Here is a 22,443-nt window from a genome sequence, read left to right as displayed (position 1 = left end):
TGTCTAATTTGCAGGTTTTATTATATCGATGTGAAAGTTGGCAATGACTAAGGCAAAAACCGATCCAAAGCCGCTTTCAACTCTTCGATTTCCGTATCGATATTGCCTTCTTTAGCGGCTCGGGCAATGCACTCAGTTAAATGTTCGTCAAGAATGATTCTCGCCACGCGATCGAGCGCGCCTCGAACCGCAGCAACTTGCACGAGAACTTCGGGACAAGGACGGTTTTCTTGCACCATTGTTTTAATGCCGCGGACGTGTCCCTCAATCCGAGACAAGCGATTTACCAGCCGCCGCATGGATTCTTCATCGTGATGGTGAGGGTGTGCCAATTTATCGTCGTGATGGTGGTGGGAATTTGAGGGCAAGGATTTGTCAGTAGAAGTCTCAGATAGAATCATCGGGGTTATACCATTTTAGATTTTAGATTTTAGATTTTAGATTGGGAATGAGTGATTTCGTAATGGTTGGGCCCACGGGCCTAGAGTTGCATTCTTTTTTTGAAACTGGTATTACTAGGGAATTTTTTAAAGTTAGAATTCACAATAGGGTGAGTTGGTGCGGGCTCGTGACTCATGTATTGTAACTGTCAAAATATATTTAGGATCTTCATAGTGGCAGATTATTGAGTCCGCACGATCGCACACGTTTACCAGACTAACCCAGACTAACAAAGATTGACGCTATGCGACTATTTAAGTTTTTTCGCCCCGCACCTCGAATCGGTGCTCGTTGGTTCGCCCTAATTTTAGCAATGACGATCGCCCTGAGTGCTTTAGCAATCAATGCTGCACCCGCTACCGCCGCGACGTTCACAAATCCGCCCAACTTACAGTTCCAGACTTCCCCAGCCACTCCCCCGAATCCGCAACTGTTAGCGCTGCGGAGCTCGGAACTCCCGGGCGATACCGGCAGTTTTGTGACGGCGGCTGTCGATCGAGTCGGACCGGCAGTTGTCCGCATTGATACCGAGCGCACTGTCAGCCGCAACCTCGACCCTTTAATGGAAGACCCCTTCTTCCGCAGATTTTTGGGAGAAGATTTACGCAGCCTGACCCCCAGACAAGAACGATTGCGCGGTCAAGGTTCCGGCTTCATCATTGACAAAAGCGGGATTGTTTTAACCAACGCTCACGTAGTTGACAAAGCCGATCGAGTGACTGTCACCTTAAACGACGGCAGGACATTTCCAGGAGAAGTGCAAGGTACTGACGAAGTAACAGATTTGGCTGTTGTCAAAATTAATACCAAGGAAGTTAACTTGCCCGTGGCAACCCTAGGAGATTCCGACGCGGTGAAAGTAGGAGATTGGGCGATCGCCGTGGGCAACCCCCTGGGATTTGACAACACCGTCACCTTGGGCATTATCAGCACCCTGAAACGCTCTTCAGCAGCCGTCGGCATTCCCGACAAGCGGCTCGATTTCATTCAAACCGACGCCGCCATCAATCCCGGCAATTCCGGCGGCCCCTTGTTAAACAGCAGAGGAGAAGTGATTGGCATCAACACGGCGATTCGAGCCGATGCAATGGGTATTGGCTTTGCGATTCCGATCGACAAAGCCAAGGCCATCTACGCGCAGCTAGCCAACGGAGAAGAAGTCAGCCATCCGTTTTTGGGCATTCAGATGATTGCTTTGACTCCTGAAATGGCCAGAGAGAATAATTCTGACCCCAATGCTCCTTTGATTGTCCCGGAAGTTAATGGAGTGTTAGTGATGCGAGTTGTGCCCAACACCCCTGCTGAGAAAGCAGGCCTTCGCAAAGGGGATGTGATAGTTCAAATTGACGGCGAGGGAGTGACTGAGGCCGAACAGTTGCAAAGTTTGGTGGACAACAGCAAAATCGGTCAAATTCTGAAACTGAAAGTGCGGCGCGGTGCCCAGATTAAAGAAGTAGCCGTTCAAACTGCTCAATTGAGAGATTTTTAGGGAAGAATGGGAAGGGGAGAAACTGTTAGAAACCCTTTCCTTCTTCCTTCCTCTATATGACACGAATTCAACTTGCCTATCCCAAAATTCCAGATAGTAAAAATTGCCCTGACGAACAATGTATAGCTTTTGAAAAGTACGATGGTACTAATTTGCATTGGGTTTGGGAAGTAGAACTCGGTTGGTATGCTTTTGGTACGCGCCGCAGTAGATTTGATTTGGATGAGATGGGAATTGCAGAATTTAATGCTGCACATCCAGGTTTAGAAGCAGCACCTGAAATATTTAAGAGAGATTTTTCTAGTCCGTTAGAGTCTATATTTAGAGAAAACGAACAGTATCACTGTGCAGAAATTACTGTGTTTACAGAGTTTTTGGGCGCTAAGTCGTTTGCGGGAATGCACCAAAAGGACGATCGCAAACAACTGGTGCTTTTTGATGTGGAAACTGAGGGCGGTATGGTTGTTCCCGATCGGTTTATTCAGGATTTTGGTAAATTAAATATTGCGCGAGTGATTTATCGCGGGAAACTGACGGGCAAGTTTATGGACGATATTCGCAAGGGGAAATACGGTGTAGATGAAGGTGTTGTGTGCAAGGGAGGCAGCAATGCTAATAATCTGTGGATGGTGAAGATTAAGACTGATGCGTATATGCAGAGATTGCAGCAAGCTTTTCAGGATGATTGGGAAAATTACTGGGAGTAATATCAAACTGATAGATCGACTGTTAGATCAACTGTCACAAGCCAAAGTTGGAGATATAGGCAACCCCGTTCGATTTGACAATACCGTTGCGTAAGTCATCAGGAATTAAAGTATATTGGTCGTAATCAATAGACAGCCCATAAAAAAATCAGGGAAGATTTAGTTATGACACCTGTGGAGCTTGAAAAAAAAGCCATGACTGAAGAAGATGTGGCAAAGTTATGGGAAGCGTTCCAAGTATTTGACGCGGACGGGAGCGGTGGTATCTCATCAGAAGAACTGGGTCAAGTGATGCGATCGCTAGGCCAGAGTCCTAACGAAACCGAGCTGCGCGACATGATCAAAGAAGTGGACGTAGACTTGTCGGGCAGTATCGATTTTGAGGAATTCAAAATGCTGATGGTGTCCCGGCAAGGCGATCGCCACAGTCGTCTCAAAATGGCATTTAGTGTATTTGATGAGGATGGCAGCGGTCAAATCACTAAAAACGAGATGCAGGGTGTGATGAGCCAGTTTGGGCTGACAGAGCAAGAGCTTGATGAGATCATCAAAGAGGTAGACCATGACGGCGATGCCTCAATTGACTTTAAGGAATTCTGCAAACTGGTACCGGATGAGTCAGAGCTCACAACCGGATATCAAGACTCACCCGTTCCGGTTGTCAGTACACAGACAACGGAGATTTCAGACAGTACAGCGGCTGCGATCGCAACTACAGCAACTGCTATCGACGAGGCAGCTTCTGCCACTATTGAACCTAATCTAGAAGAAGCACCCACCGATAGCAATCCAGAAATAGCGAGACTAAAAGAACTACTCGCGCAACACCCACAAGCTGAGAAGAAGCGCGGTACGTCCCGCTTGCAGATGCAGATTGGTTTGTTTCGTCTGATCCAGGGAGCAGCCTACCGCAGCTTCCGCGAGAGTTTTTCGGCCAACCACGAGACTCACCTGCGCGTGAGAAACTTGCCATACAGAATCGCTGATTTTGTGCAATTTGTCAGGAGTGCGATCGGGCTTTATAAAGGATTGGGTGTAGTAGAGTCGGCGTGCAACCCTCTACTGGATGCAGTAGTTAAATCGCTCGATGATGAATATGCCCGACTGCAAGATCGCATCAAAAACTGGAAGACTATAGAAAAAACTCCAGAAATGTTGGCTGAACAAAAAGCCATGTTGGAAGCGCGGGGTAAGTCTGCCTCCGCCAAGGAAAAGTTTGCCGCAGGAGTCGAGTTTGCCATCACCATTAAAAAGAAAAGTCTCAACTTGCGGGACATCGCCGAGGGTGTGCTTGCCGTCAACGAACTCAACCGATTGAGAAAAATGGAACTGAGTGAGGAAATGGCACCGCCACCAGCCAAATCTGAGGGAGATCCAAAAGAGTACCTCAAGAAGTGGAACCGCGTCATCCTCTCGGATGCCTCAGAGGAAATCGATGGTGCGATGATGCCAGTGGCATATTGGTATGAAGATTTTATGCCGAAGCTGTTGGCTGCCTTCAGCGTCAGCACAGCAGCAGACATCCCCTTCAACACGGTGCCTGACGAAGCGGCTTTAAACCAGTGGTACGAAGCTACCAAGGCGTCAGGGGAATTTGGCCGCTATGGGGCGGATGTTGCAGAAGGCTTTCCCAAATGCGCTCCAAAACAGAAGTTGATGCTTCAACAGGCATGGCGCTTGACGCACAACTACCTGAATGGGGTACAGAAACGGCGCGAACGCTTGGAGTTTGGGCGCGAGTCTGGCGAACTTTCGCAATATGTATCGTTCATCGACGTGTATATCGATCGCAGTGAAATAAAGAATTCACAAATGCGCGTCAGCTTCCCGTACTATATTGGCCCTGCGGTGTGGCGTTTCTTCCACACTACGGCTGAAATCGTCTCTACCAAGACCCCCCAACAGCAAAAAACTTTGGTTGCCATCTTCAAGGACTTTTTCAAGCTGTTTGCCACTATGTATCCCTGCCCCTACTGCCGCCACCACCTCAACGCCTACGTCGTGCAGAATAAAGAGGTGGAAATGTACCCTGTGGAGTACCTCGTGCTTGGGCGCGACCCGCGTCTGAATAACTTTGAGGTATCAATGGAGGCGAAGCTGTCCACCGTAGTAGATGGAGCTTCCCTGCGCTTATTCTTCTGGAAGCTGCACAATACTGTCTCCTCATCAATTGCGCGATCGGAGGAGTGGTATCACAAGGATGAGAAAGCATTTTATACCACTCGTTATTGGCCCAGCATTGACTCTGAGCTAGCACGAGCCAAGGCCCTCAAACACATTAGCATTGCCACCGATCGGATGTACCGCCTCTACGGTATGCTCAAGCCCGCGGCACGACTGACAGGGGTGAGAGCAACTTTGCAAAAGCTGTTGGATAAGCGGGATGAGGAAGGCATCAAGGAGGCTTGCTTAGTTGCCCAAGATTATATCAAGGAGTTGGAGGAGGCGATCGTCACCGGACAATTCTTACAAGAGACATACTACTTTGACCCTGATCTTGTGGATCAAGCTCCTGTCTTTAGTCCTGAAGAAGAGGAGTTTGCTCGCAGCGGTGTGTTCGTAGAGGTTGCTTAAATATCAGTCAGTAAAAAGTTAAGTTGAAAAGCTTAACTTTTTACCTCTTCAAAATTTCGAGAGAATGAACTGTATCACTGTGCTGAAATTACTGTGTTTGCAGAGTTTTTTTGTGCTAATTCGTTTGCGGGAATGCACCAAAAGGACGATCGCAAACAATTGGTGCTTTTTGATGTGGAAACCGATCGCGGTATGGTTATTCCCGATCGGTTTATTCAGAATCGATCGAGTAGTGCGATCGCTGAAACCTCCTCTTTTGCTTGAGTAAAATTAACCTTGTCGTTTTCTTCAACCTAATCTTCATTCAATACTTGGTTCAATCAGAGCCATGTGCTAAGGAATTAGCTATCTCATCCCCTAGTCTTCTTGCGCCTAGCGCGTCAATTTCCTGTAACTGCCCCAACAAAGTTCTCAGACCACTACGTCGAAGTGGGCTATGTATTATCCAACTCGGATCTGAATCCCAGAGTTCAGCAAGAAGTTGAACTAAAAGTTCACTTTCGTCATTTCTGCTAGTGGGTAAGATTTCCTGGTTTTGGATGAGCATTTTGAAAAGTAAACGGCGGAAGTGCCTATAATTCGTTAATTGGCCAACACGGTACAATTTTATTCTTAACCACCAATCAGGAAGTAATACTTCTTGAAAACGCTCTAAAAACTCCATAAGCCATTGATCTGCTTGAGTTGCATACTGAAGATTTTTCTTAGACCATTGCCACAGCAGGTCAATCAATTTTTCCCAAATATCTCTGACACTACCGAAGAATCGCAGATTTGGCTCCTGCTGGTTTCTAAGGCCAAACAGATATTCTCCCACTGTACAAGCTGTGTATTTTCTAAATGAGTGGTCAATTATATCCGAAGAATTTTCCTCAACAATGCAGTAACTTAAAGTATCTATAACCTCACCTAAAACAATGCAATCTACCAGTTCAACTGTTTTAAAAACCTGGAAAATTACATTAATTCGTGTAGCAAATTCGGTAGAATTGGATTTTACTATTGTATCTATTATTTGAGATTGAGCTGAATAAAGTTGTGTTTCTACAGAATCATCTCCATCCTCTTCTTGCTCTGCTTTGTTATCTACATAAACTGTTGCCCTTTCGTGCAACAAAGCAAAAAGCACTTGCTCGCGTAATAAACTGATTAAATCCAGCTCTATCTCGCTATCTGGCTTTGCTTTTAGCACCGGAATCAACGCTGCCGCTAAAAAATCCCAATCAAAGTAATTGTGTAACCAGCGAGGTTGTTGTTGCAGAGGTTGGATAAGTATTTCTGGAATCCATTGAGAAACATCACTTATAGAAATTCCTGAATTTTTTTTCTCTTCAAAATCCTTTTGTAAACTAGACCAGACCTCTTCAATTTGAGGCTTTTCTCGTTTGCTTATTTCTTCAGCATAGGGTACTGCATAAGTCAGGAAAAGGAGGCGGGCTATTCGGGGTGCAATATTGATGAGTTCTTGGGTGAGAGGGTGAACAAGCCCATATTCTCTTATCCATGAACTCATAAAAGCAGATGTATTGCAATTGCGGACACCAATAAAGCAACGGAAAGCAGATGATCGAAGTAAGGTTTCAGATTTGCATCTTCGCAGTAATTTAGGGGCCCCATGAGCGAGAAAAGCTTCAGCATCCCTATTATAATTTTGACAACGACTGCCGTCATCTAAACTTATCGGTAGATTAGAAAAATCACTAGCATAATCAGTGATGTAGTTCTCCAGTTCTGGGTTGAGATTATCAATAGGAAACTCTAGAATAACAGCAATCGCTGCCCAAATTATATCTATAAAAGCTTTTTCTCCAAGGCGCTCTTGTAGGGAAGTAAGCTGTTCTTCACTGGTCAGAAGAGTAACAAACTCCCTATCTAGTTCCGGTGTCTTTTGCAACTCACCATCTAGAACTTTTCGGCACATTCTTACGATTTCAAGATGCTGAAGATTCCAAAGTGCAGATTCAGCTTTAGCATCAACTTCAGCATCTTGAGGTAGAGTACCGACGAAGTGAAAGATTCTAGTTCCATGCTCATCCTTTTTCGACAGCCAGTTGTTGCCCTCAAACCAAGCTCGTATTTTTAATGCACGATAGCGACTGACCTCTGGAATAAAATTAAGTTGGTGATTATCCCAGTCTGCCAAAATCTGAGATGTTGCATCAAAAGGAATGTCTCCCTCTAGCCACATTCGGAGTGCTATCTCTAAAATAGAAATTTTTCTGTGAGATAACTGATGAAATTCAGCTAACTCTTGATATTCTTCCTTTGACAGTCGATTCCATGCCTTCCAATAATCGAAGGCAAAATCTTGTCCTCGATCGATCTCTTCAAAATCTAACCATATTAAAAGTTGTAGTGATGACAATAGAGGTAGTAGGGAACCTTTCAAAAGATTGGGAGCGCATTTAGCCAGCGAAATGAGTAACCCAAGTATTGCAACAGTGTCAGCACGCTCAAAGATAATTGATATAGAACGTTCGAGTGCTGCTTTAGTCGGACGACTGTAGAGCCATCCCTCCAGCGTCATTAAGAAACAAGCGACAATATTTGGTGACCTAGTATACTTGCGATGCCAGTACAAAGCATGACGACCACCTTTGAAGTCTTTTCTGTTCTCGCCAATAAGCAAAGTTACGCCATCAGTATCAGTTTCTGGCATACCCTCCAGTTTGTTCTTTGCCCAGCGATGCTCATGCCAGTAATCTGTCGCTACCTTACAAAGGGTTGCAATAACATCAATGGCAACAACTTCATTAATTTGTAAGAGAGACAGGAGCGGAATAAACTTGAATGTACAGACATCAATCTCGTCTGAGCCTTTTGTTCCGAGAGAATTGATTAGCCTATTATGGTCATTATCAAATTCATAATGATAACCTGGCGGTGAAATAGTCAGAGCTAAAAGTAATTCAGCACCGAGTTGTGGATTAACACTAACTACATAATTGAGATATAGACCTCCTTGCTTGAGCATGAATTTGCGAAAGTTATTATTAACTTTTCCTGATGGCCCTTTTGGATGTGGAGGCTCAAGCACACCTACACCAGGTCTAATTAGAGAAAGAGAGGTTTCAGTTGCTTCTAATCTATTTGCTGGTGTAATCTCTCGTCCTGCCAAAACTTTCAAAAACCAGGCTGAACGTTCTGGAATAATCTTGAGCGCAAACACTATACAGGCAAAAGCATTTGATGAAAAATCACGTAAATAGTATTGCTTTTTATGGACAGGGAAGGGTAACGCTCCTTTCTGTCTTAGCTCGATTATCTGGTTTAGGTCTTCCCAACTGTCTACTCGCGCTTCTGGTACAGGATCGGGTGGATCAGGATCGGGCAGCAATATTCTTTGCAGCAAGTTAAGGACAAACTCTGCAACCTCAACCCGGAAAGAAAATTTTTCTGCAAATATTCCCCAATTCAGCCAAGCTTCAGCAGCTCTGAAAACTAAACAAGATTCCTCGATTACAGTCTCGGGATTTTGAGATAAGAGCCATCGCCACACAGGTTCCCACAAATGCGCTTTTGGAATTCCCGTTATCTGCTCCTGTATGACCAGCCTTGTGCCCGCAGACGTAGATTCAGAAATTCCTGCAAGGGCTGGATTTGGAAAAGTTGCGATCGCTAGAAGACGAGAGATGAGATGCTTGATGAAAAAAGGAAGGTGTTCGCCGGAACAGCCTTGGAGAACTGAACTTGGCTGTCTGCTCAAGATCGCGCCATCGAGAAGTAAGTCAATAAGCTGTAAATGATTACCTTCCTTTGCCTCTTGAAGCAATTCCTGCCATGTTTCAGTCTCTTCTGATTCCATCGCAAGATACAAAGCAAACCAGCGCACTGGCTGAGACCAAAGAGGATTTCTCAGCTTCGTTGCAAGCTTACTGACATCTAGTTCGCGACGTTTCCCCAGAAGGTAGCGAAACCTTGCACAATCTCCTACAAAACGGTGTGTGACAGCTACTTTTTCCTCTGCAACTCGAAGACAGTCTCGCCGCACCAAGGTATCTAGAACTTTGGAATCAATCTCAGAGTCATAGAGAGACAGATCGGGAGTAAATTTATTGGCTAATGAAATGGCTGTCCTAATTAGCGCACGACCTTCTTCACTGCCATCGCGTCCATTGTTTACATGAAAGCGCCAGAACCAAGCAAGCAAATCTAGGTCATTTTTGAAGGCTGAAGCATCGATATCATCTCGCTGAACGCTACTAATCAGCCAGTCAAGAAGCTTAAGGTTCAAGGCAGGCCCAAACTCATCAGCGCGTTGAACAAGACTAGCAACGTCGGCTGGTAAAGTATGAGATGACTGAAGATCGTTAATAGGTAGTTGTGGTAACTTAACAACATCAATAGAAAGTTCTGCGCCAAGTCGAGCATCAATTTTGTCACGAACTCGGCGTTCAGCATCTAGATGCGCCACGAGAACGAAACGCACATCCGTTGATGTCTCGCTAGCCAAAGCATTTTGAAGAAGGTTAAGTACACAATCAAAGCTTTGATCGTTGACATCACTCAGGTCATCTATGATGATGATGGGCTTCTCAATTACCTGAGCTGTTAAGAGTTCATCAATACGTCTTGTACGGCTAGATGTGGAGTCTGGGGTTTCTGTGAAGGAAATAATGTCAGACGGATGGAGAAACAAGCGCGTATAATCTGGAAAGTTTTTTTGCATAGCCAGCTTGCAAAGTGCTGATTTTCCAGATCCCGATGGCCCGATGAGAAGGGTTATCCGCTTCGTGAGTACAGATGCTTGTAGCTGTGAGAGTAAATCTGTCCTAGGTAGAGACAGACTGCCACCGAGTGTATGTCGAACAACACGAAGTCGATAGTGGGATAGGCTGAATAATCTTGCCTGTGTTGCTCGGAACGCTTCCAAGCTTTTATCATTTATGAGTTCCCGCCATATAAGAGCGCTTATACGCTCCGGAGATAAGCCTGAACCAAGTTGAAGAAGATAGCCTAACCATCGTCCTATAGTTGTTTCTGTATCCTCATCCCGTGAAAGATTTTCTAACTCAGTCGTTAAGTCGGTTCTTGGGTCAGCAACAAACTCATAGCTGACACAAGTTTTGAATGTATCAAGCCTTTGTGCTTGATCTCCTTGTAATATAGGGTTCCATTCTTTAATAACTTTATTAGGATTCTTATTATCCTCAAACTTTCCAGAGATTTTGAACCGTAAGTGTTCTACCAATCCAGGTGTATGCTTAGAGGCAAGATTGAAAATTTCCCAAAGTTCTTCAAGCGCTTTACCAATCGCCTTGCCTGAAAGAGTTCGTTTGACTTGTGTGAGGGTAACTACTTTACCGGATTCAGTAATATCTGAAATAGCTTCAGTCAGAACTTCATGAGCTGTATTTAAATCTTGGCGTTCGGCTTTAGAAGCTTCTTTCCATCGGTAGACAATTTTCAGCAGCACCAAAAGAAATTGGTGTTCAAAACCACTCAAGGCAAGGAAACCACCCTTTGCTCGGGCAGATTGATCTTCCTGCCAAGCACTCCTTAGCTCATCTAACTGAGAGAGCAGGCTGAATTTGGAGGTTGTTACATTCAGGCTTGTTGTTTCGCTATTGACCATGCCTAATCCTAACTTTTCCTATAAGAGTTTGTTGCCCCTTTGGACTTAAAGAGCAGTTCCTGAAATAATTACCGCCGATCGACTCTTGCGGAGTTATGTACCGACTGAGGGATCGAAATTCACGATCCAGAGGCTTCCCAGTCGGTAATCGCTGCTTGCTGCCATGCTCGATCCTCATCGGCTAATTCATCGCTCAGTTCATCCAGCAATAAACAGGCTTCTACCATTGCCTGCTGTTCTTGTTGTTGGCGCCATGCTTGCAATAAAAGCTCACTTAGCCGACTGCGATTTTCTACACGATCGTCAATGTAACGCACTAGCTCATCTGGCAAAGAGATAGATACTTTCATAATTATTGTAAAACTATTTATGTCACTTTCAATACTACAAATGGTAGCACAATTCTATTGGCTCACCTTACGGAACAAAAAGACGACCAACGCCCATCCAGGTTTCGATATCCAGCAAGATTTCCAGAATACGGTCAACACAACGATTTCGATAGACTCGATCGGCTAAAAATCGATCTGCATCTCCAATCGTAATGACAGGTAGGGAATCCACTGTATTTTCTTCTCGGATCACCTGTTCCAGGGAGTCTTCACCCTTCATGCTGCGGTTTGCAGTAAGCAAGATCATTTGATTGGCCTGAGCAAGTCGCCAAACAACTCGATCGTTACTGTCGATCGACAAATTCATCTGCTTGAAGGTGACAACACGAATTGGAAGTAGATTTAACCAGCCTTGACTCGCAATATTGCCCAATAAAATCTCTGCATGACCTCCGAGATTGCGATCGATGAGAAAATTCATGCTTCTAGTTCGTGTTTGGCTTTCTGCTCTTGAAGTTTTGCCCAAAGAGCCTCTCGACCGGGTTTGGGTGGCATCGCTGCAACGCGGGCTGAATGTTCGCGATTGCGTTCTTCCCAGTAATGCTGAATTTCTTTAGCTTGCTTTAAAACAACTTGATACTCTGCTTCGACTTCTGCACGATTTGCCTCAATGTAGGATAAAGCAACGTTAATCTGATCGTCTGTTAAGTCAAACAAGGAACGGATAAACTTCGGGGGATACTGAGCCGTCAGGTAGTCCATCACATCATAGAGAGTGATGCGCGTACCTGAAATTGTCAGTCCGCGCTCTGTACGAATAATGATTGGTTGGTTGTTGGATACTGAAACCATACCCATAGCCTCTGAAACAGTCTAGAAAATAATCCGATCGTACCTTACAAATTTGTAATGTCGTGTTTGGAGAAACCTTTGAGCAAATCCACCAGACGCCCCCTACACAAAATTAGCCGGATCTTGATCTCGCCGATGCTTCAGCAGAATCGGAGAACCTTGGCCATCACCCACCAAAGCAGCCGTTTCCTCCAACGCTTCCCTCAGCCGCTTGGCCGCGTAGATGGACATATCGCGGGGCACATTCACCCGATCGCGCAAATACCGCAAAGCCGAATCAGAACCAGCCGGCGGCGTACAAACTTCGCCAGTCATCATCAAAGTTAAAGCACAGCGCAAAGCCTCATCAAATAAGTTGTCATCAGCAGGATTGACTCGAATGATGTTGCGGTGATGCTTGATAACGCGGTGAAGTGCTTCAGCGCGGGAGGTTTCCGGTTCTGGGTACATCACATCCGGCAGTCCAGCCCAAGGCCCATTATCCACGCGGGCTTTATTGAGTAGCATCTGAGGTTCGCCGTTTTCATAACACCCGCCCATCTGAGGCGGTAAATCGTGGACGTGGGTGTGAAAATCGCTCTGAGTGCCGCGATAGGTAGGGCGGGTTTCCATCGCCGCAAACCAGTCAGCAAAGCGCGGGTTTTCTTCCCGCATCGAGTAGCCTTTGTAGTAGTAAAGACTGGCATTCATGCGTTCGACGTAGGGCGTAAAGATGACATCCGCAGTGCCAAATTCATCGAGGAAATAAGGCCCCGGAGTGCTGCCGAGAGCCTTTTCTACCTGGGCGACGACGCTGATAAATTGGTTGCGATTGTGCTGTTCTACTCTGGCTGAACTTGCTGGGTAGCACAGCCAAGAGCACCAGGCCCTAAACAGCAGTCGCTCTAGCCGCCGCAGGGGTATTACTGCGGGGTGTTCCATGCCCAAACCCAAGGGGCCGTAGACTCGTTCGAGGGCGATTAAGATATCATCGCTTTCGGTGATGGTGCGGCCGTCTAGTTCGATCGCCGGTAGCATTCCCGATGGCACTTTGCGCTTGTACCAACTTTCTTTTTCCCCGTAGCAGAACATGGTAACTTTGTCAATACGGTAGGGAATTTGTTTTTCTTCCAGCCACAGCCAGATTTTTTGGCAGTAGGGACACCAGGCGTGGTTGTCGCGGTACAGGGTGACTCGCACATCGGATTCGGTTTTACCGAAGAGGCGCAAGCGGGCTTGGGCGTTGGTTGGGCCGTTGACGCGATCGACTTCAAAGTCTGTGAGGGCTTCTAATTCTGTCCAGCTTAGGGGGGTCATGCGATTTTAGATTTTAGATTTTAGATTTTAGATTGGAGAATTGAAGACAGCGACTTCTTCGTGACAATAATAGAACTTACGCACCAACTCTATCTGTAGGGTGCGCTGTGCGCGCACCTTACGCCTACGCATAGCGCATTCAACTATTTTTGGGTCTTAGTCCTGAATAAGATAGTTGGCTCTCAGTTAAACAACACTTTGAGGACTGAAGTCCTCACTACAAACGAAACTATAATTAAGGCGACATTTGGGAAGAGGGTGGGGTGTCTTGAATTTTAGCCAGTGCTGCTTTCATTTGGGGAGTAGCCAGGAAGTTTTGGGTGGCTGCGATCAAACGATCGCCCCAGAGGTTTTCTTTGAGATATTCTACGGTAGCATAGCGTTTGTCGAGTTTCAGAGCTGCTTCTCCCATCGCTAAGCCTTTTGCTTGGTCGCCTTTGCCGTAGAGTGCCACTGCTAGAGCTAGCATTGATTCTGCTGCTTTGTCGTCGATCGCGATCGCCTGTTCCCAGCGTTTGATGGCGCTATCAACATCTCCCATTTCGTATTTGACTAATCCGATATTATTAATAGCCGGCCACAGGTTTTTTTCTAAAGCAAAGGCTTTTTCGTATTGGGCGATCGCCCGATCGAACCGCTTTAGCTTATAAAAAGCATTGCCTAAATCAAATAATGCACCCGGAGTGTCTGGTTTTAGTTTTAATCCTGCTTGCAAATATTCGACTGCTTTCTCGTAGTTCGCTTTCCGAAAGTGAGCTTCTCCCAAGACAAATTTAATTGATGGATTTTCTGGCGACAGAGATTGAGCTTGCCCTAAAGCTTCAATGCCTTTGTCAAACTGCTCGACTTGAAGGTACAAGCTGCCTAACAAAGTCCATGTTTGAGGATTCTTGGGGGCTAACTGTGTGGCGAGTTCGGCTCTGGGTACGGCAAGTTCGTACTGCTGGAGTCTGGCTAACTGGACGGCTTCTTCTGCAAGGCTCAAGGCTGTCTGTTCGAGTTGAGCCGAGTCAATTTTCAGGGTGTAAGGCAGGAGTGCCTGACAGGCAGCCGGCTCGGGCATTGCCCCCAAACCGAGTGCGAGTAGCAGAGATATTAAAGGAATGCGATTAGGCACTGTACAGCCCCAGCAAAAAATATAAGGGTTTCTCGATCGCCTATAATAACTCATATTTTTGAGTTTTGATATTGCTTCTTGACTCACAACACTTCGGGGTTTTCATTTAAATATTTATCAAATTATGCTTACACTCAGGGTAGCCGTTTTTATTCACTGTTTTATAAACGACTGATAACCTCACTACAAATAGGCACATTTATGAGTTATTATAATTGAATATTTTCATAAATAACGCTTTGCGGTTGACAGTTGAAAACTCCCCAAATTATGTTTTTTTCATAAAAAATAGTTGATTTTTACTTGCTTATCAACGAGTTAATTCCTCACTGCAAACCTGGTAAATTCTTCATTTTCAGGAACTTGAGTGAGTTAATAAAGTCTGTTGAATTTTGTCTAATAATTGTGCTGCCGACAAGGAAGAAGGCAAAATTTTGGCAGATACTTCTTGCAGTAGAAAGTCGATCGCCTCGGATTCGGAATTTACAGAATACCGATAATCCCAGACTAAAATTGGCAGTTTTACTGCCATTTGGCGCAAGTTCGACAGCGCCTGCAACATAGCGGGGGATTCTGAGGGATCATCTCGCAAACACAGTAAAACTAAGTCAACGCTTTGATATTGCAACTGCTGCAAAACTTCTGTCCAGCAGGGAGCGATCGACCCTCGAAATCCTGCTGTTTGGATGTACTGAATCAAAGCTTGAAAGTTGGGAGTAGAAAACTGGGAATTAGGCAGGGGAATCTCGGCTGCGGTCGATCGATCGCAATGTTCCAATTCTTCCGTCGGGTTCCCCCCAGAAGAGGAGTGCAAATCGGGTAAAGTCGAAATGTCGGCAAATAAAATGCTGGGCTTCCAACTCATGCCTGCAGCAACTTGAATCACTTGCCACAAAGCACTTGGCATTAACCCGGTAGGTGAAGTTTCACCGTCGTCGGGACTGCTAGTGGCTAAACAGGGAAATACCGATAATCCTTTGACTTGATTTGCCAGTTGCGTAGTTCGGGGGTCTAAAGTCACCAAGGGGAGAGAACCCAAATTTCGAGACCGACTTAACTGTTCGAGAAAAGCTAAGGGGTTTTGCAGTTGACTCGTACCGTCCAAGACGATCGCGTCGGGCCGCCAAATTCTGGCCACGAGTTCTGCTTGGCCGAGGTCGTCTGCTTCTAAAACGCGACAGTAGTTGGGGTTGAGCAGTAAAGCGGAACCTTGAGACGAACTGTTTTGCGGGCTGAGCCACAACACGGTTAAAGAACTCCTTACTTTGGCGCTGCTAGCATTACTGTGACCGATCAAGTCTGCCAGCAGCCGCCGCAAAGCGGGTTCTTCCACCGGCAAGCTCAAAAAGCCTTCGGCCCTGTTGACACTGGCCCGTTCTTTTTCGCCTCTGGTGGCCGTGACAATCGCCGGAATCGATCGGGTATCCGGGTCGCTCTTGAGCAGCGTCAGCACGTCCCAACCCGACAGCAGGGGCAGCAGCGGATTGAGGAAAATCGCTTCGGGACTAAACCTGCGGGCTTTTTCCAGGGCTTCGGTGCCGGAACGGGCGACTATTACTTGGTAGCCCAAACCTGAGAGGACGTTGGTTAAGTCTTCGATATATTTAGGAACAGCTTCGACTATTAATACTAAACGAGAGCGAGAATGGGCGATCGGAGTCGGATATTGGGGTTTTAATAATTCTTCCTCGCCGGCTCCAGATGCCGGGACTTCTTCGCTGTTTCCCGGAGGATTTGGCGGCAGCAGCAGGGTAAATTGAGAGCCTTGATTTTCTGAGGAAATAAACGAAACGTCGCCGCCGTGGAGCCGAGCTAGGCGTTGAGTCAGTACCAGTCCCAGTCCGGTTCCTTGAAAGCGGCGGGTGAGGGGGCTTTCTAGCTGTTGGAATTTCTGAAAGATCAGATGCTGTTTGTCGGCGGGGATGCCGATGCCAGTGTCCCAAACTGTGAATGCGATCCAGCCTTCCCAAACATTTACTTTTAATCCGATTTTGCCGCCGAGTTCGGTGAATTTTAGGGCATTGGAAAGGAGGTTAACCAGCATTTGCCGCAGCCGCAGTTCGTCGGCAATTAATTGGCTCAGTCCCGGTTCTATTTCGAGTGTAAATTCTATTTGGGCCGAGGGTTCTGCGTTTGCTGTACCGTCCGTTTTGCTCGGGGTGGGAGGGTTTTTTTCTTCTTGCTGTTGCAGTTGTTTTGCTTGTTCAAAGGCTCTTTGGCAGGTTGATGCTATTTCGACTGCTTCGGGAATTAGTTCTAGCTGCCCGGTTTCCATCCGGGTCAAGTCTAAAATGTCGTTAACTATTGTCATCAAGTGCCGCCCGCTTTTATGGATTAGTTTGGCGTAGCGTGTTTGGCGGTCGTTGAGTTCTCCGATCAATTTATCTTTGAGGAGGCTGGACAAACCGAGGACGGCGGTGAGCGGGGTTTTTAGTTCGTGGCTGATGCAGGATAAAAATTCGTCTTTGAGTCGGTTGAGGTGGATTAAATCTGCGTTTTTCGCTGCTAGTTCTTTGGCGACTAAATGTTCTTCGGTGACATCTTGTCCCATTACTAAAATTAGCTGCTCTGAGAGCGGTTGTTTGACAAATTGCCAGATCCGTTCTTGGCCTTGTTGTACGGGGCAGTCGCAAATATAGGTATCTGGTTTGCCGGCGGTGGGGCACCAAGCTGGAGCGGTTAAGGTTGAGGGAGAGGCGGCGGCGTACAAGGGCAGCGGGCAACTGGTGGCTGCTGTTGAATCACGCGCGGCGAAGCTATCCCGCAGGGAATCGCCCGAACTACGTGCTCCTACTAGGCTCCTGCATTCTTTGGTGATGGCCTCTAACTGCACGCTCTTGTATTCGCTTGTTAAATGGCTAGGTTTGCGGGGCGAGTGTTTGCCCAAATTTGCTGCTGGTTCTGGAACTGGTTCTGGGCCTGCTCCCAGCAAAATCCGCCACGCTGCGTTTTGGCTGACTATTTGTGCGGTAGGGGTTTGCAATCTCAGGGGCAGGGGCAGTTTTTCCAACAGTTGGACTAGGGAGTTGAGGTTTTCCGAAGGTTTCAATCCTGCTTCTAGAAAGCGCACTTGAGCGTCTAGGGCCGTGGCGATGGCTTCGGAAACCGACCTTAATTCTATTTCTTTGACGGCTGTTGCCTGGTCTGTGAGGCTGCCGGTCGAGCTGCTGTTGAGTGCGGCGAATTGCAGCAGGCTCAGGCTGTCTAGCATTCCTAAAAATTGACCGCTGGCATCTGTGAGGGCGATCGGGCTGTTTGATGAAATCCCGGCGGTTTCGTTGTTTGGCCGGGCTGGGGTGTTCAGTCCCTCTGTTTGCAGGTACTGCCAGAATTCGCTGACGCTCAGCGCCGCGGGTACTGCCCTGATTGCTTCGATCGCGATCGGGCTTTCTGACAAAGGTTCCTGCCCGTCGTTTGTTCGATCGGCCGCGCGGGCCCAAAGGCTGCGGAGGTAAACTAATCCCAGGGGCTGTAGCTGTTCGTTGACTATTGCGACTCGATCGCAGTTGCAGGAGCTGAAAATTGACCGCAGTGATTCTAGCGCCGCCGTCAGTCGGCAAAGCGGCACTAGCTCGATAAAATTTTTGAGACTGGGGCTGGTGGTTGACATAACAAACCTGAGAGTCTGCTATCTATAGCAGTAATATTTTTGATACCCAATGTAGCTGCGAATTTTTATATCTTATTTGTTTTATATCAGTTGGCTCAAGGGCCCGGGATCGGCAGCGAAACTTACCAGTTCGATGCCTGCACCTGATTTGAGGCGACTAGCAAGTATTCTAAGGCTTAAGCTTAATTGCAGAAATCACGCTCAGGGTGCTTGACACAAAAACCAAGAAGTACACTTTGATTATTACTGTGCTACAAGCTTATAGCCTATTTTGCGGTTAAGATTGGTTAAAATAAATGTTGAGATGATTGTGAAAATGTTAAGTTTTTTGTAAAGGAGATATCAACTCTGAGCGATCCAGCACTTTCGGGCAACTTAGGTGGTTCACCTACAGCTTTGCTTCCGCAACTTTCTATTGGTATTTTTGTCCGCTCTGATGATATCGCAGGGTCTGCGATCGAGCTTTTGAAGGGCGAACGCTATGCTTTAACGCACATTAAGTCGGCGGTGGAGTTTTTGGGATTCCTGAAGCAAAATTACCACCTTGATTGTTTGGTTTTTGAGGACAATGGGGATCTGCGATCGCTTCTGAGCAAGCTGCAAGAACGATCGCTCTTTTTGCCTGCGGTGATTTTTTCGCCCCAGGCGGGGGAGGATGGAAGGCCGATTGCACCAGGTTCAGATGGTTTTGAGGCAGCAGCCAGTACCGCCGAGAACAGAAGAGAGCAAAGCTGTGCTTTTTTTTACCACCCTGCTGAGGTGCAACTAGCAATCGCTCGATCGAGCGAAATAGCTGCGGCTATCGATCGGGCGATCGCACAATTTTTGAAACTTTCAACTCCGGTTCCTGTCGATAACCCATCGGCAATGGTCGATGCCACGACCCAATTGACTGCTCAAAGTTTGCTAAGCCGACAACAGCGCCGACTTGCGGAAAAATTACGGGAGCGATTAGGATACTTAGGTGTGTATTATAAAAGAAATTCCCAGATTTTTTTGCGAAATCTGTCAGGGCCAGAGAAGCAAAAGTTTTTGGAGCAACTGAAGTCCAGCTATCGCGAAATCGTTTTGAATTATTTTTCTCAAGATCCTGCGGTCAACAATCAAATAGATGAATTTGTGAATTTGGCTTTTTTTGCTGATGTGCCTGTGACTCAAATTGTGGAAATTCACATGGAATTGATGGACGAGTTCGCCAAACAGCTAAAATTAGAAGGGCGCAGCGAGGAAATATTGCTCGACTACCGCTTGACCCTAATTGACGCGATCGCTCATATGTGCGAGATGTACAGGCGATCGATTCCGAAAGAGGCATCTCAAGGTAAAAGGTAGAAGCGATTCTGCAGAATTTAAGAAAAAAGAAGGTAGAAGATAAAATTTAACAAAGAAGAAAGGAGAAGACATTCGGCAGCGGCATCGCGAGGCTGAAATTATTATAAAATAACAAAGAACAGCGGATTTAAGACAAATAACAACTACAACTAACATCTGACAACTAATACTCAATCTTTAAACAAGTTCATGAGTGCTCTGAAGAAAACCTACGTTCTGAAGCTGTATGTTGCGGGAAATACTCCCAACTCAGTGCGAGCTTTGAAAACCCTAAAGGACATCCTAGAACAAGAATTTCAAGGAGTCTACGCACTGAAAGTCATAGACGTTCTCAAAAATCCTCAGCTAGCAGAAGAGGACAAAATATTGGCAACCCCGACGCTGGCCAAAATCCTGCCGCCGCCGGTGCGAAAAATTATTGGCGATTTGTCCGATCGCGAGAAAGTTCTGATAGGATTAGACTTGCTCTATGAAGAACTTCGCGAAGAAGACCTAAATTCATAAGATAATCAGATGACAGTCATTAGTCAGCAGTCAGCAGTCATGAGTTATTGAGCAAGAGTCCAAACTAAAAGCTGGGTACAAAGACTCATGAGCTGCGGTTAATGAGTGACAACTAAAGAATACTGAGGGTTGACAAAAATCGACATGAATGAAATTAGTCAAACGGTGCAACCAGAAAAATTGGTAACGGCAGGAGTTCAAAAAATTCGCACGATGATTGAGGGTTTCGACGACATCAGTCACGGCGGAATGCCAATCGGCAGAACCACGCTCGTCAGCGGCACCTCAGGAACCGGAAAAACTTTATTTGCAGTACAATTTATCTATAACGGAATCACCCATTTTGACGAACCTGGAGTGCTCGTAACTTTTGAAGAATCTCCAACAGATATTATTAAAAATGCTTGCAGTTTCGGTTGGGATTTGGCACAGTTGATCGAGGAAGGCAAGCTATTTATTTTGGACGCTTCCCCCGATCCCGAAGGTCAGGACATCGTGGGAAATTTTGATTTATCTGCCTTAATCGAGCGGATTCAGTACGCAATTCGCAAGTACAAAGCCAAGCGCGTTTCTATAGATTCCGTGACGGCCGTATTTCAGCAGTACGACGCTGCATCGGTAGTACGCCGAGAAATTTTTCGCTTAGTTGCGCGCCTCAAACAAGTAGGAGCAACTACAGTTATGACTACCGAACGGCTTGAAGAATACGGCCCGGTGGCGCGGTTTGGGGTGGAAGAGTTTGTGTCGGATAATGTAGTGATTGTTCGGAACGTTTTGGAAGGGGAACGCCGCCGCCGCACCATGGAAATTTTGAAGTTGCGGGGTACAACTCACATGAAGGGCGAATATCCTTTTACTATGACTAATGAGGGAATTAATATTTTCCCCTTGGGGGCGATGCGATTAACTCAAAAGTCTTCTAACGTGCGGGTTTCTTCCGGCGATAAAACTCTCGACGAGATGTGCGGTGGCGGTTTCTTTAAAGACTCGATTATTTTGGCTACGGGTGCGACGGGAACCGGCAAAACGCTGTTGGTGAGCAAGTTCTTGCAGAATGCTTGTATGAACGGCAATCGGGCGCTGCTGTTTGCCTATGAAGAGTCGCGAGCTCAGTTGTTCCGCAATGCTTATTCTTGGGGCATTGATTTTGAGGAAATGGAACAGAAAGGAATGCTGAAGCTGCTGTGTACTTACCCGGAATCTGCGGGTTTGGAAGACCACTTGCAGACGATTAAATCAGAAATTGCTGAGTTCAAACCTTCTCGAATTGCAATAGACTCGCTGTCGGCTTTAGCTAGGGGTGTCAGCAATAATGCTTTCAGGCAATTTGTGATCGGAGTAACGGGTTTTGCGAAGCAGGAAGAAATAACCGGCTTTTTCACGAATACAAGCGACCAGTTTATGGGTTCTCATTCGATTACGGACTCGCATATTTCTACGATTACTGACACGATTATCATGCTTCAATATGTCGAGATTCGAGGCGAAATGTCGCGGGCAATTAATGTGTTTAAGATGCGCGGTTCGTGGCACGACAAAGGAATTCGGGAATACACGATTACTGAAAGAGGGCCGCAAATTAAAGATTCGTTCCGCGGTTACGAACGGATTATCAGCGGTTCTCCCACTCGGATTACGGTTAATGAGAAGAGTGAGCTATCGCGGATTCTCCAGGGGGTGCAAGGTGAAGAGGATGAAGATATTTGAGTTAGCAGTGATTCTTGATTAAAAGTAGGTTGGGTGACGCTACTCAACCCAAATTTTTGATTTTTTTGCACAAAATAACACGGAATTTTTCCCAGTTAGTGATTTTGTGACTGTTATAGCAGTTATTAAGGAAGTGAGCTGCAATCCGAGCGATGCCCAATGCCCAAGCGTATCTCATTAAACACAAAAGCTGACATCTGCCACCCCAGTACCGACAGCGACACGCAAGGGATTTTGCTGAAGCCGTTGCAGGAAATGCAAGATGCTGAGCACGAGCGGATGGCAGAGGCTTTTATTCAGCTTGAGCGGTTAAAGGAAGCTTGAAAAACTATGGGAAAACAGGAAAAGCTCAAAAGTTTGATTCCGACGAAAACCCCAGGAATGTTGAAAGCGCGGCGCAAAAAGTCCGGGGCAAACTTGGCAGACATGGAGCTGGTTTTGGAGATACTTGGAACAGATGGGAGCGAAATTTGAGCGGAAAATAGGACGCTAGGTAATAGAATTAACCTGAAACCCTTGTCGCGCAAAACAAATATAAAATGAGCACGGAGGGATTTGAACCCCCGACCCTCAGGACCGGAACCTGATGCTCTATCCACTGAGCTACGTGCCCTCAACTTTTCAGAGTATAACACGTCTTGCGGAAAATGGCGAGTGCCGATCGCAAATTTCCTGGCCTGCCTCCAAATCGCTTGGCCTACCGGGGTTGAACTCGCCCGCGCGATCGCGTTTATTAGGTAGTTCTCGAAGCCCGGGACTAAAAATTCTACCTAAATTATCAAAATAATACGACAATGGGGTAAAATAACAGCCTTTAATATAGCAAAAATTAGGTTCACATTCGATCGGGGTTGAGCATCTACCACGGCTAATACAGCCCCCCTGAATTCCCTCTAGCTAGTCGGCA

17 protein-coding genes and 1 tRNA gene are annotated in these 22,443 nt (G+C 46.3%); 9 read left to right on the top strand and 9 right to left on the bottom strand.

Translation table 11 applies throughout. The features are described 5' to 3' along the window. Positions 1 to 47: 47 nt before the first annotated feature. A complete protein-coding gene (locus QUA99_RS06075; protein WP_333236730.1) occupies positions 48 to 401 on the bottom strand; it encodes a metal-sensitive transcriptional regulator in 354 nt (117 codons plus the stop codon). A 284-nt stretch (positions 402 to 685) separates the two neighbouring features. On the opposite strand from QUA99_RS06075, the gene QUA99_RS06070 reads away from it, so the two are divergent. The 4 genes from QUA99_RS06070 to QUA99_RS06055 all read left to right on the top strand — a co-directional run bounded on the left by QUA99_RS06070 (position 686) and on the right by QUA99_RS06055 (position 5,475). After that, complete coding sequence (locus QUA99_RS06070) at positions 686 to 1,930, top strand: HhoA/HhoB/HtrA family serine endopeptidase (RefSeq protein ID WP_333236728.1); 1,245 nt, start codon at positions 686 to 688, stop codon at positions 1,928 to 1,930. A gap of 56 nt (positions 1,931 to 1,986) precedes the next feature. Further along, positions 1,987 to 2,637, top strand: coding sequence for an RNA ligase family protein (locus QUA99_RS06065; protein WP_333236726.1), 651 nt, complete (start codon positions 1,987 to 1,989; stop codon positions 2,635 to 2,637). Positions 2,638 to 2,802: 165 nt separating this feature from the next. After that, positions 2,803 to 5,211, top strand: coding sequence for an EF-hand domain-containing protein (locus tag QUA99_RS06060; protein WP_333236724.1), 2,409 nt, complete (start codon positions 2,803 to 2,805; stop codon positions 5,209 to 5,211). Between the two features lie 93 nt (positions 5,212 to 5,304). Further along, on the top strand, positions 5,305 to 5,475 hold the full coding sequence (locus tag QUA99_RS06055) for a hypothetical protein (protein ID WP_333236722.1): 171 nt from the start codon (positions 5,305 to 5,307) through the stop codon (positions 5,473 to 5,475). Positions 5,476 to 5,527: 52 nt separating this feature from the next. On the opposite strand, the gene QUA99_RS06050 is transcribed toward QUA99_RS06055, so the two are convergent. From QUA99_RS06050 to QUA99_RS06020, 7 genes are all read right to left on the bottom strand, one after another. After that, the gene (locus QUA99_RS06050) at positions 5,528 to 10,786 is read right to left on the bottom strand and encodes an ATP-binding protein (protein ID WP_333236721.1); all 5,259 of its coding nucleotides are present in this window, start codon (positions 10,784 to 10,786) and stop codon (positions 5,528 to 5,530) included. Between the two features lie 119 nt (positions 10,787 to 10,905). Beyond that, entirely contained in the window at positions 10,906 to 11,136 is a 231-nt protein-coding gene (locus QUA99_RS06045) for a hypothetical protein (protein ID WP_333236719.1), read from the bottom strand. 67 nt (positions 11,137 to 11,203) lie between these two features. After that, positions 11,204 to 11,599, bottom strand: a complete 396-nt coding sequence (locus tag QUA99_RS06040; RefSeq protein WP_333236718.1) for an ACP S-malonyltransferase — start codon at positions 11,597 to 11,599, stop codon at positions 11,204 to 11,206. Continuing rightward, complete coding sequence (locus tag QUA99_RS06035; protein ID WP_333236716.1) at positions 11,596 to 11,970, bottom strand: DUF433 domain-containing protein; 375 nt, start codon at positions 11,968 to 11,970, stop codon at positions 11,596 to 11,598. Before QUA99_RS06035 ends, QUA99_RS06040 begins: the two co-directional genes overlap by 4 nt. A gap of 102 nt (positions 11,971 to 12,072) precedes the next feature. Further along, complete coding sequence (locus QUA99_RS06030) at positions 12,073 to 13,266, bottom strand: glutathione S-transferase family protein (protein ID WP_333236714.1); 1,194 nt, start codon at positions 13,264 to 13,266, stop codon at positions 12,073 to 12,075. Between the two features lie 235 nt (positions 13,267 to 13,501). After that, entirely contained in the window at positions 13,502 to 14,383 is an 882-nt protein-coding gene (locus tag QUA99_RS06025) for a tetratricopeptide repeat protein (RefSeq protein WP_445250983.1), read from the bottom strand. 355 nt (positions 14,384 to 14,738) lie between these two features. Continuing rightward, positions 14,739 to 17,993 (bottom strand): ATP-binding protein, encoded by a 3,255-nt coding sequence (locus tag QUA99_RS06020; protein ID WP_333236712.1) that lies wholly within the window; start codon positions 17,991 to 17,993, stop codon positions 14,739 to 14,741. A gap of 396 nt (positions 17,994 to 18,389) precedes the next feature. Here QUA99_RS06020 and QUA99_RS06015 point away from each other — a divergent pair, with 396 nt between their 5' ends. The 5 genes from QUA99_RS06015 (at position 18,390) to QUA99_RS05995 (ending at position 22,010) form a co-directional block, all read left to right on the top strand. Continuing rightward, positions 18,390 to 19,325 carry a circadian clock protein KaiA gene (locus QUA99_RS06015; RefSeq protein ID WP_333236709.1) on the top strand — a complete coding sequence of 312 codons (936 nt, stop codon included), beginning with the start codon at positions 18,390 to 18,392 and terminating at the stop codon, positions 19,323 to 19,325. Positions 19,326 to 19,514: 189 nt separating this feature from the next. Further along, positions 19,515 to 19,829, top strand: a complete 315-nt coding sequence (gene kaiB / locus QUA99_RS06010; protein WP_333236707.1) for a circadian clock protein KaiB — start codon at positions 19,515 to 19,517, stop codon at positions 19,827 to 19,829. 144 nt (positions 19,830 to 19,973) lie between these two features. Then, on the top strand, positions 19,974 to 21,536 hold the full coding sequence (gene kaiC, locus QUA99_RS06005) for a circadian clock protein KaiC (protein WP_333236704.1): 1,563 nt from the start codon (positions 19,974 to 19,976) through the stop codon (positions 21,534 to 21,536). A gap of 159 nt (positions 21,537 to 21,695) precedes the next feature. Then, entirely contained in the window at positions 21,696 to 21,860 is a 165-nt protein-coding gene (locus QUA99_RS06000) for a hypothetical protein (RefSeq protein WP_333236702.1), read from the top strand. Positions 21,861 to 21,866: 6 nt separating this feature from the next. Further along, a complete protein-coding gene (locus QUA99_RS05995; RefSeq protein ID WP_333236700.1) occupies positions 21,867 to 22,010 on the top strand; it encodes a hypothetical protein in 144 nt (47 codons plus the stop codon). Between the two features lie 66 nt (positions 22,011 to 22,076). On the opposite strand, the gene QUA99_RS05990 is transcribed toward QUA99_RS05995, so the two are convergent. After that, positions 22,077 to 22,149 (bottom strand) — tRNA-Arg (locus tag QUA99_RS05990). Positions 22,150 to 22,443 lie beyond the last annotated feature (294 nt).

Origin of the sequence: Microcoleus sp. F10-B2, assembly GCF_036704965.1 — a bacterium.
In the GTDB taxonomy this organism is placed as follows: Bacteria; Cyanobacteriota; Cyanobacteriia; order Cyanobacteriales; family Microcoleaceae; genus Microcoleus.
The sequence above is the reverse complement of the archived record's forward strand: the minus strand, read 5'-3'. Positions and strand labels throughout refer to the sequence as shown.

Bases quoted from the DNA above. Each gene is read 5' to 3' on its own strand.
- QUA99_RS06030 (WP_333236714.1), bottom strand. From the start codon at position 13,266: ATGACCCCCCTAAGCTGGACAGAATTAGAAGCCCTCACAGACTTTGAA.
- QUA99_RS05995 (WP_333236700.1), top strand. From the start codon at position 21,867: ATGGGAAAACAGGAAAAGCTCAAAAGTTTGATTCCGACGAAAACCCCA.
- QUA99_RS06050 (WP_333236721.1), bottom strand. From the start codon at position 10,786: ATGGTCAATAGCGAAACAACAAGCCTGAATGTAACAACCTCCAAATTC.
- QUA99_RS06000 (WP_333236702.1), top strand. From the start codon at position 21,696: ATGCCCAAGCGTATCTCATTAAACACAAAAGCTGACATCTGCCACCCC.
- QUA99_RS06040 (WP_333236718.1), bottom strand. From the start codon at position 11,599: ATGAATTTTCTCATCGATCGCAATCTCGGAGGTCATGCAGAGATTTTA.
- QUA99_RS06070 (WP_333236728.1), top strand. From the start codon at position 686: ATGCGACTATTTAAGTTTTTTCGCCCCGCACCTCGAATCGGTGCTCGT.
- kaiC (WP_333236704.1), top strand. From the start codon at position 19,974: ATGAATGAAATTAGTCAAACGGTGCAACCAGAAAAATTGGTAACGGCA.
- QUA99_RS06020 (WP_333236712.1), bottom strand. From the start codon at position 17,993: ATGTCAACCACCAGCCCCAGTCTCAAAAATTTTATCGAGCTAGTGCCG.
- QUA99_RS06065 (WP_333236726.1), top strand. From the start codon at position 1,987: ATGACACGAATTCAACTTGCCTATCCCAAAATTCCAGATAGTAAAAAT.
- QUA99_RS06060 (WP_333236724.1), top strand. From the start codon at position 2,803: ATGACACCTGTGGAGCTTGAAAAAAAAGCCATGACTGAAGAAGATGTG.
- kaiB (WP_333236707.1), top strand. From the start codon at position 19,515: ATGAGTGCTCTGAAGAAAACCTACGTTCTGAAGCTGTATGTTGCGGGA.
- QUA99_RS06045 (WP_333236719.1), bottom strand. From the start codon at position 11,136: ATGAAAGTATCTATCTCTTTGCCAGATGAGCTAGTGCGTTACATTGAC.
- QUA99_RS06035 (WP_333236716.1), bottom strand. From the start codon at position 11,970: ATGGTTTCAGTATCCAACAACCAACCAATCATTATTCGTACAGAGCGC.
- QUA99_RS06075 (WP_333236730.1), bottom strand. From the start codon at position 401: ATGATTCTATCTGAGACTTCTACTGACAAATCCTTGCCCTCAAATTCC.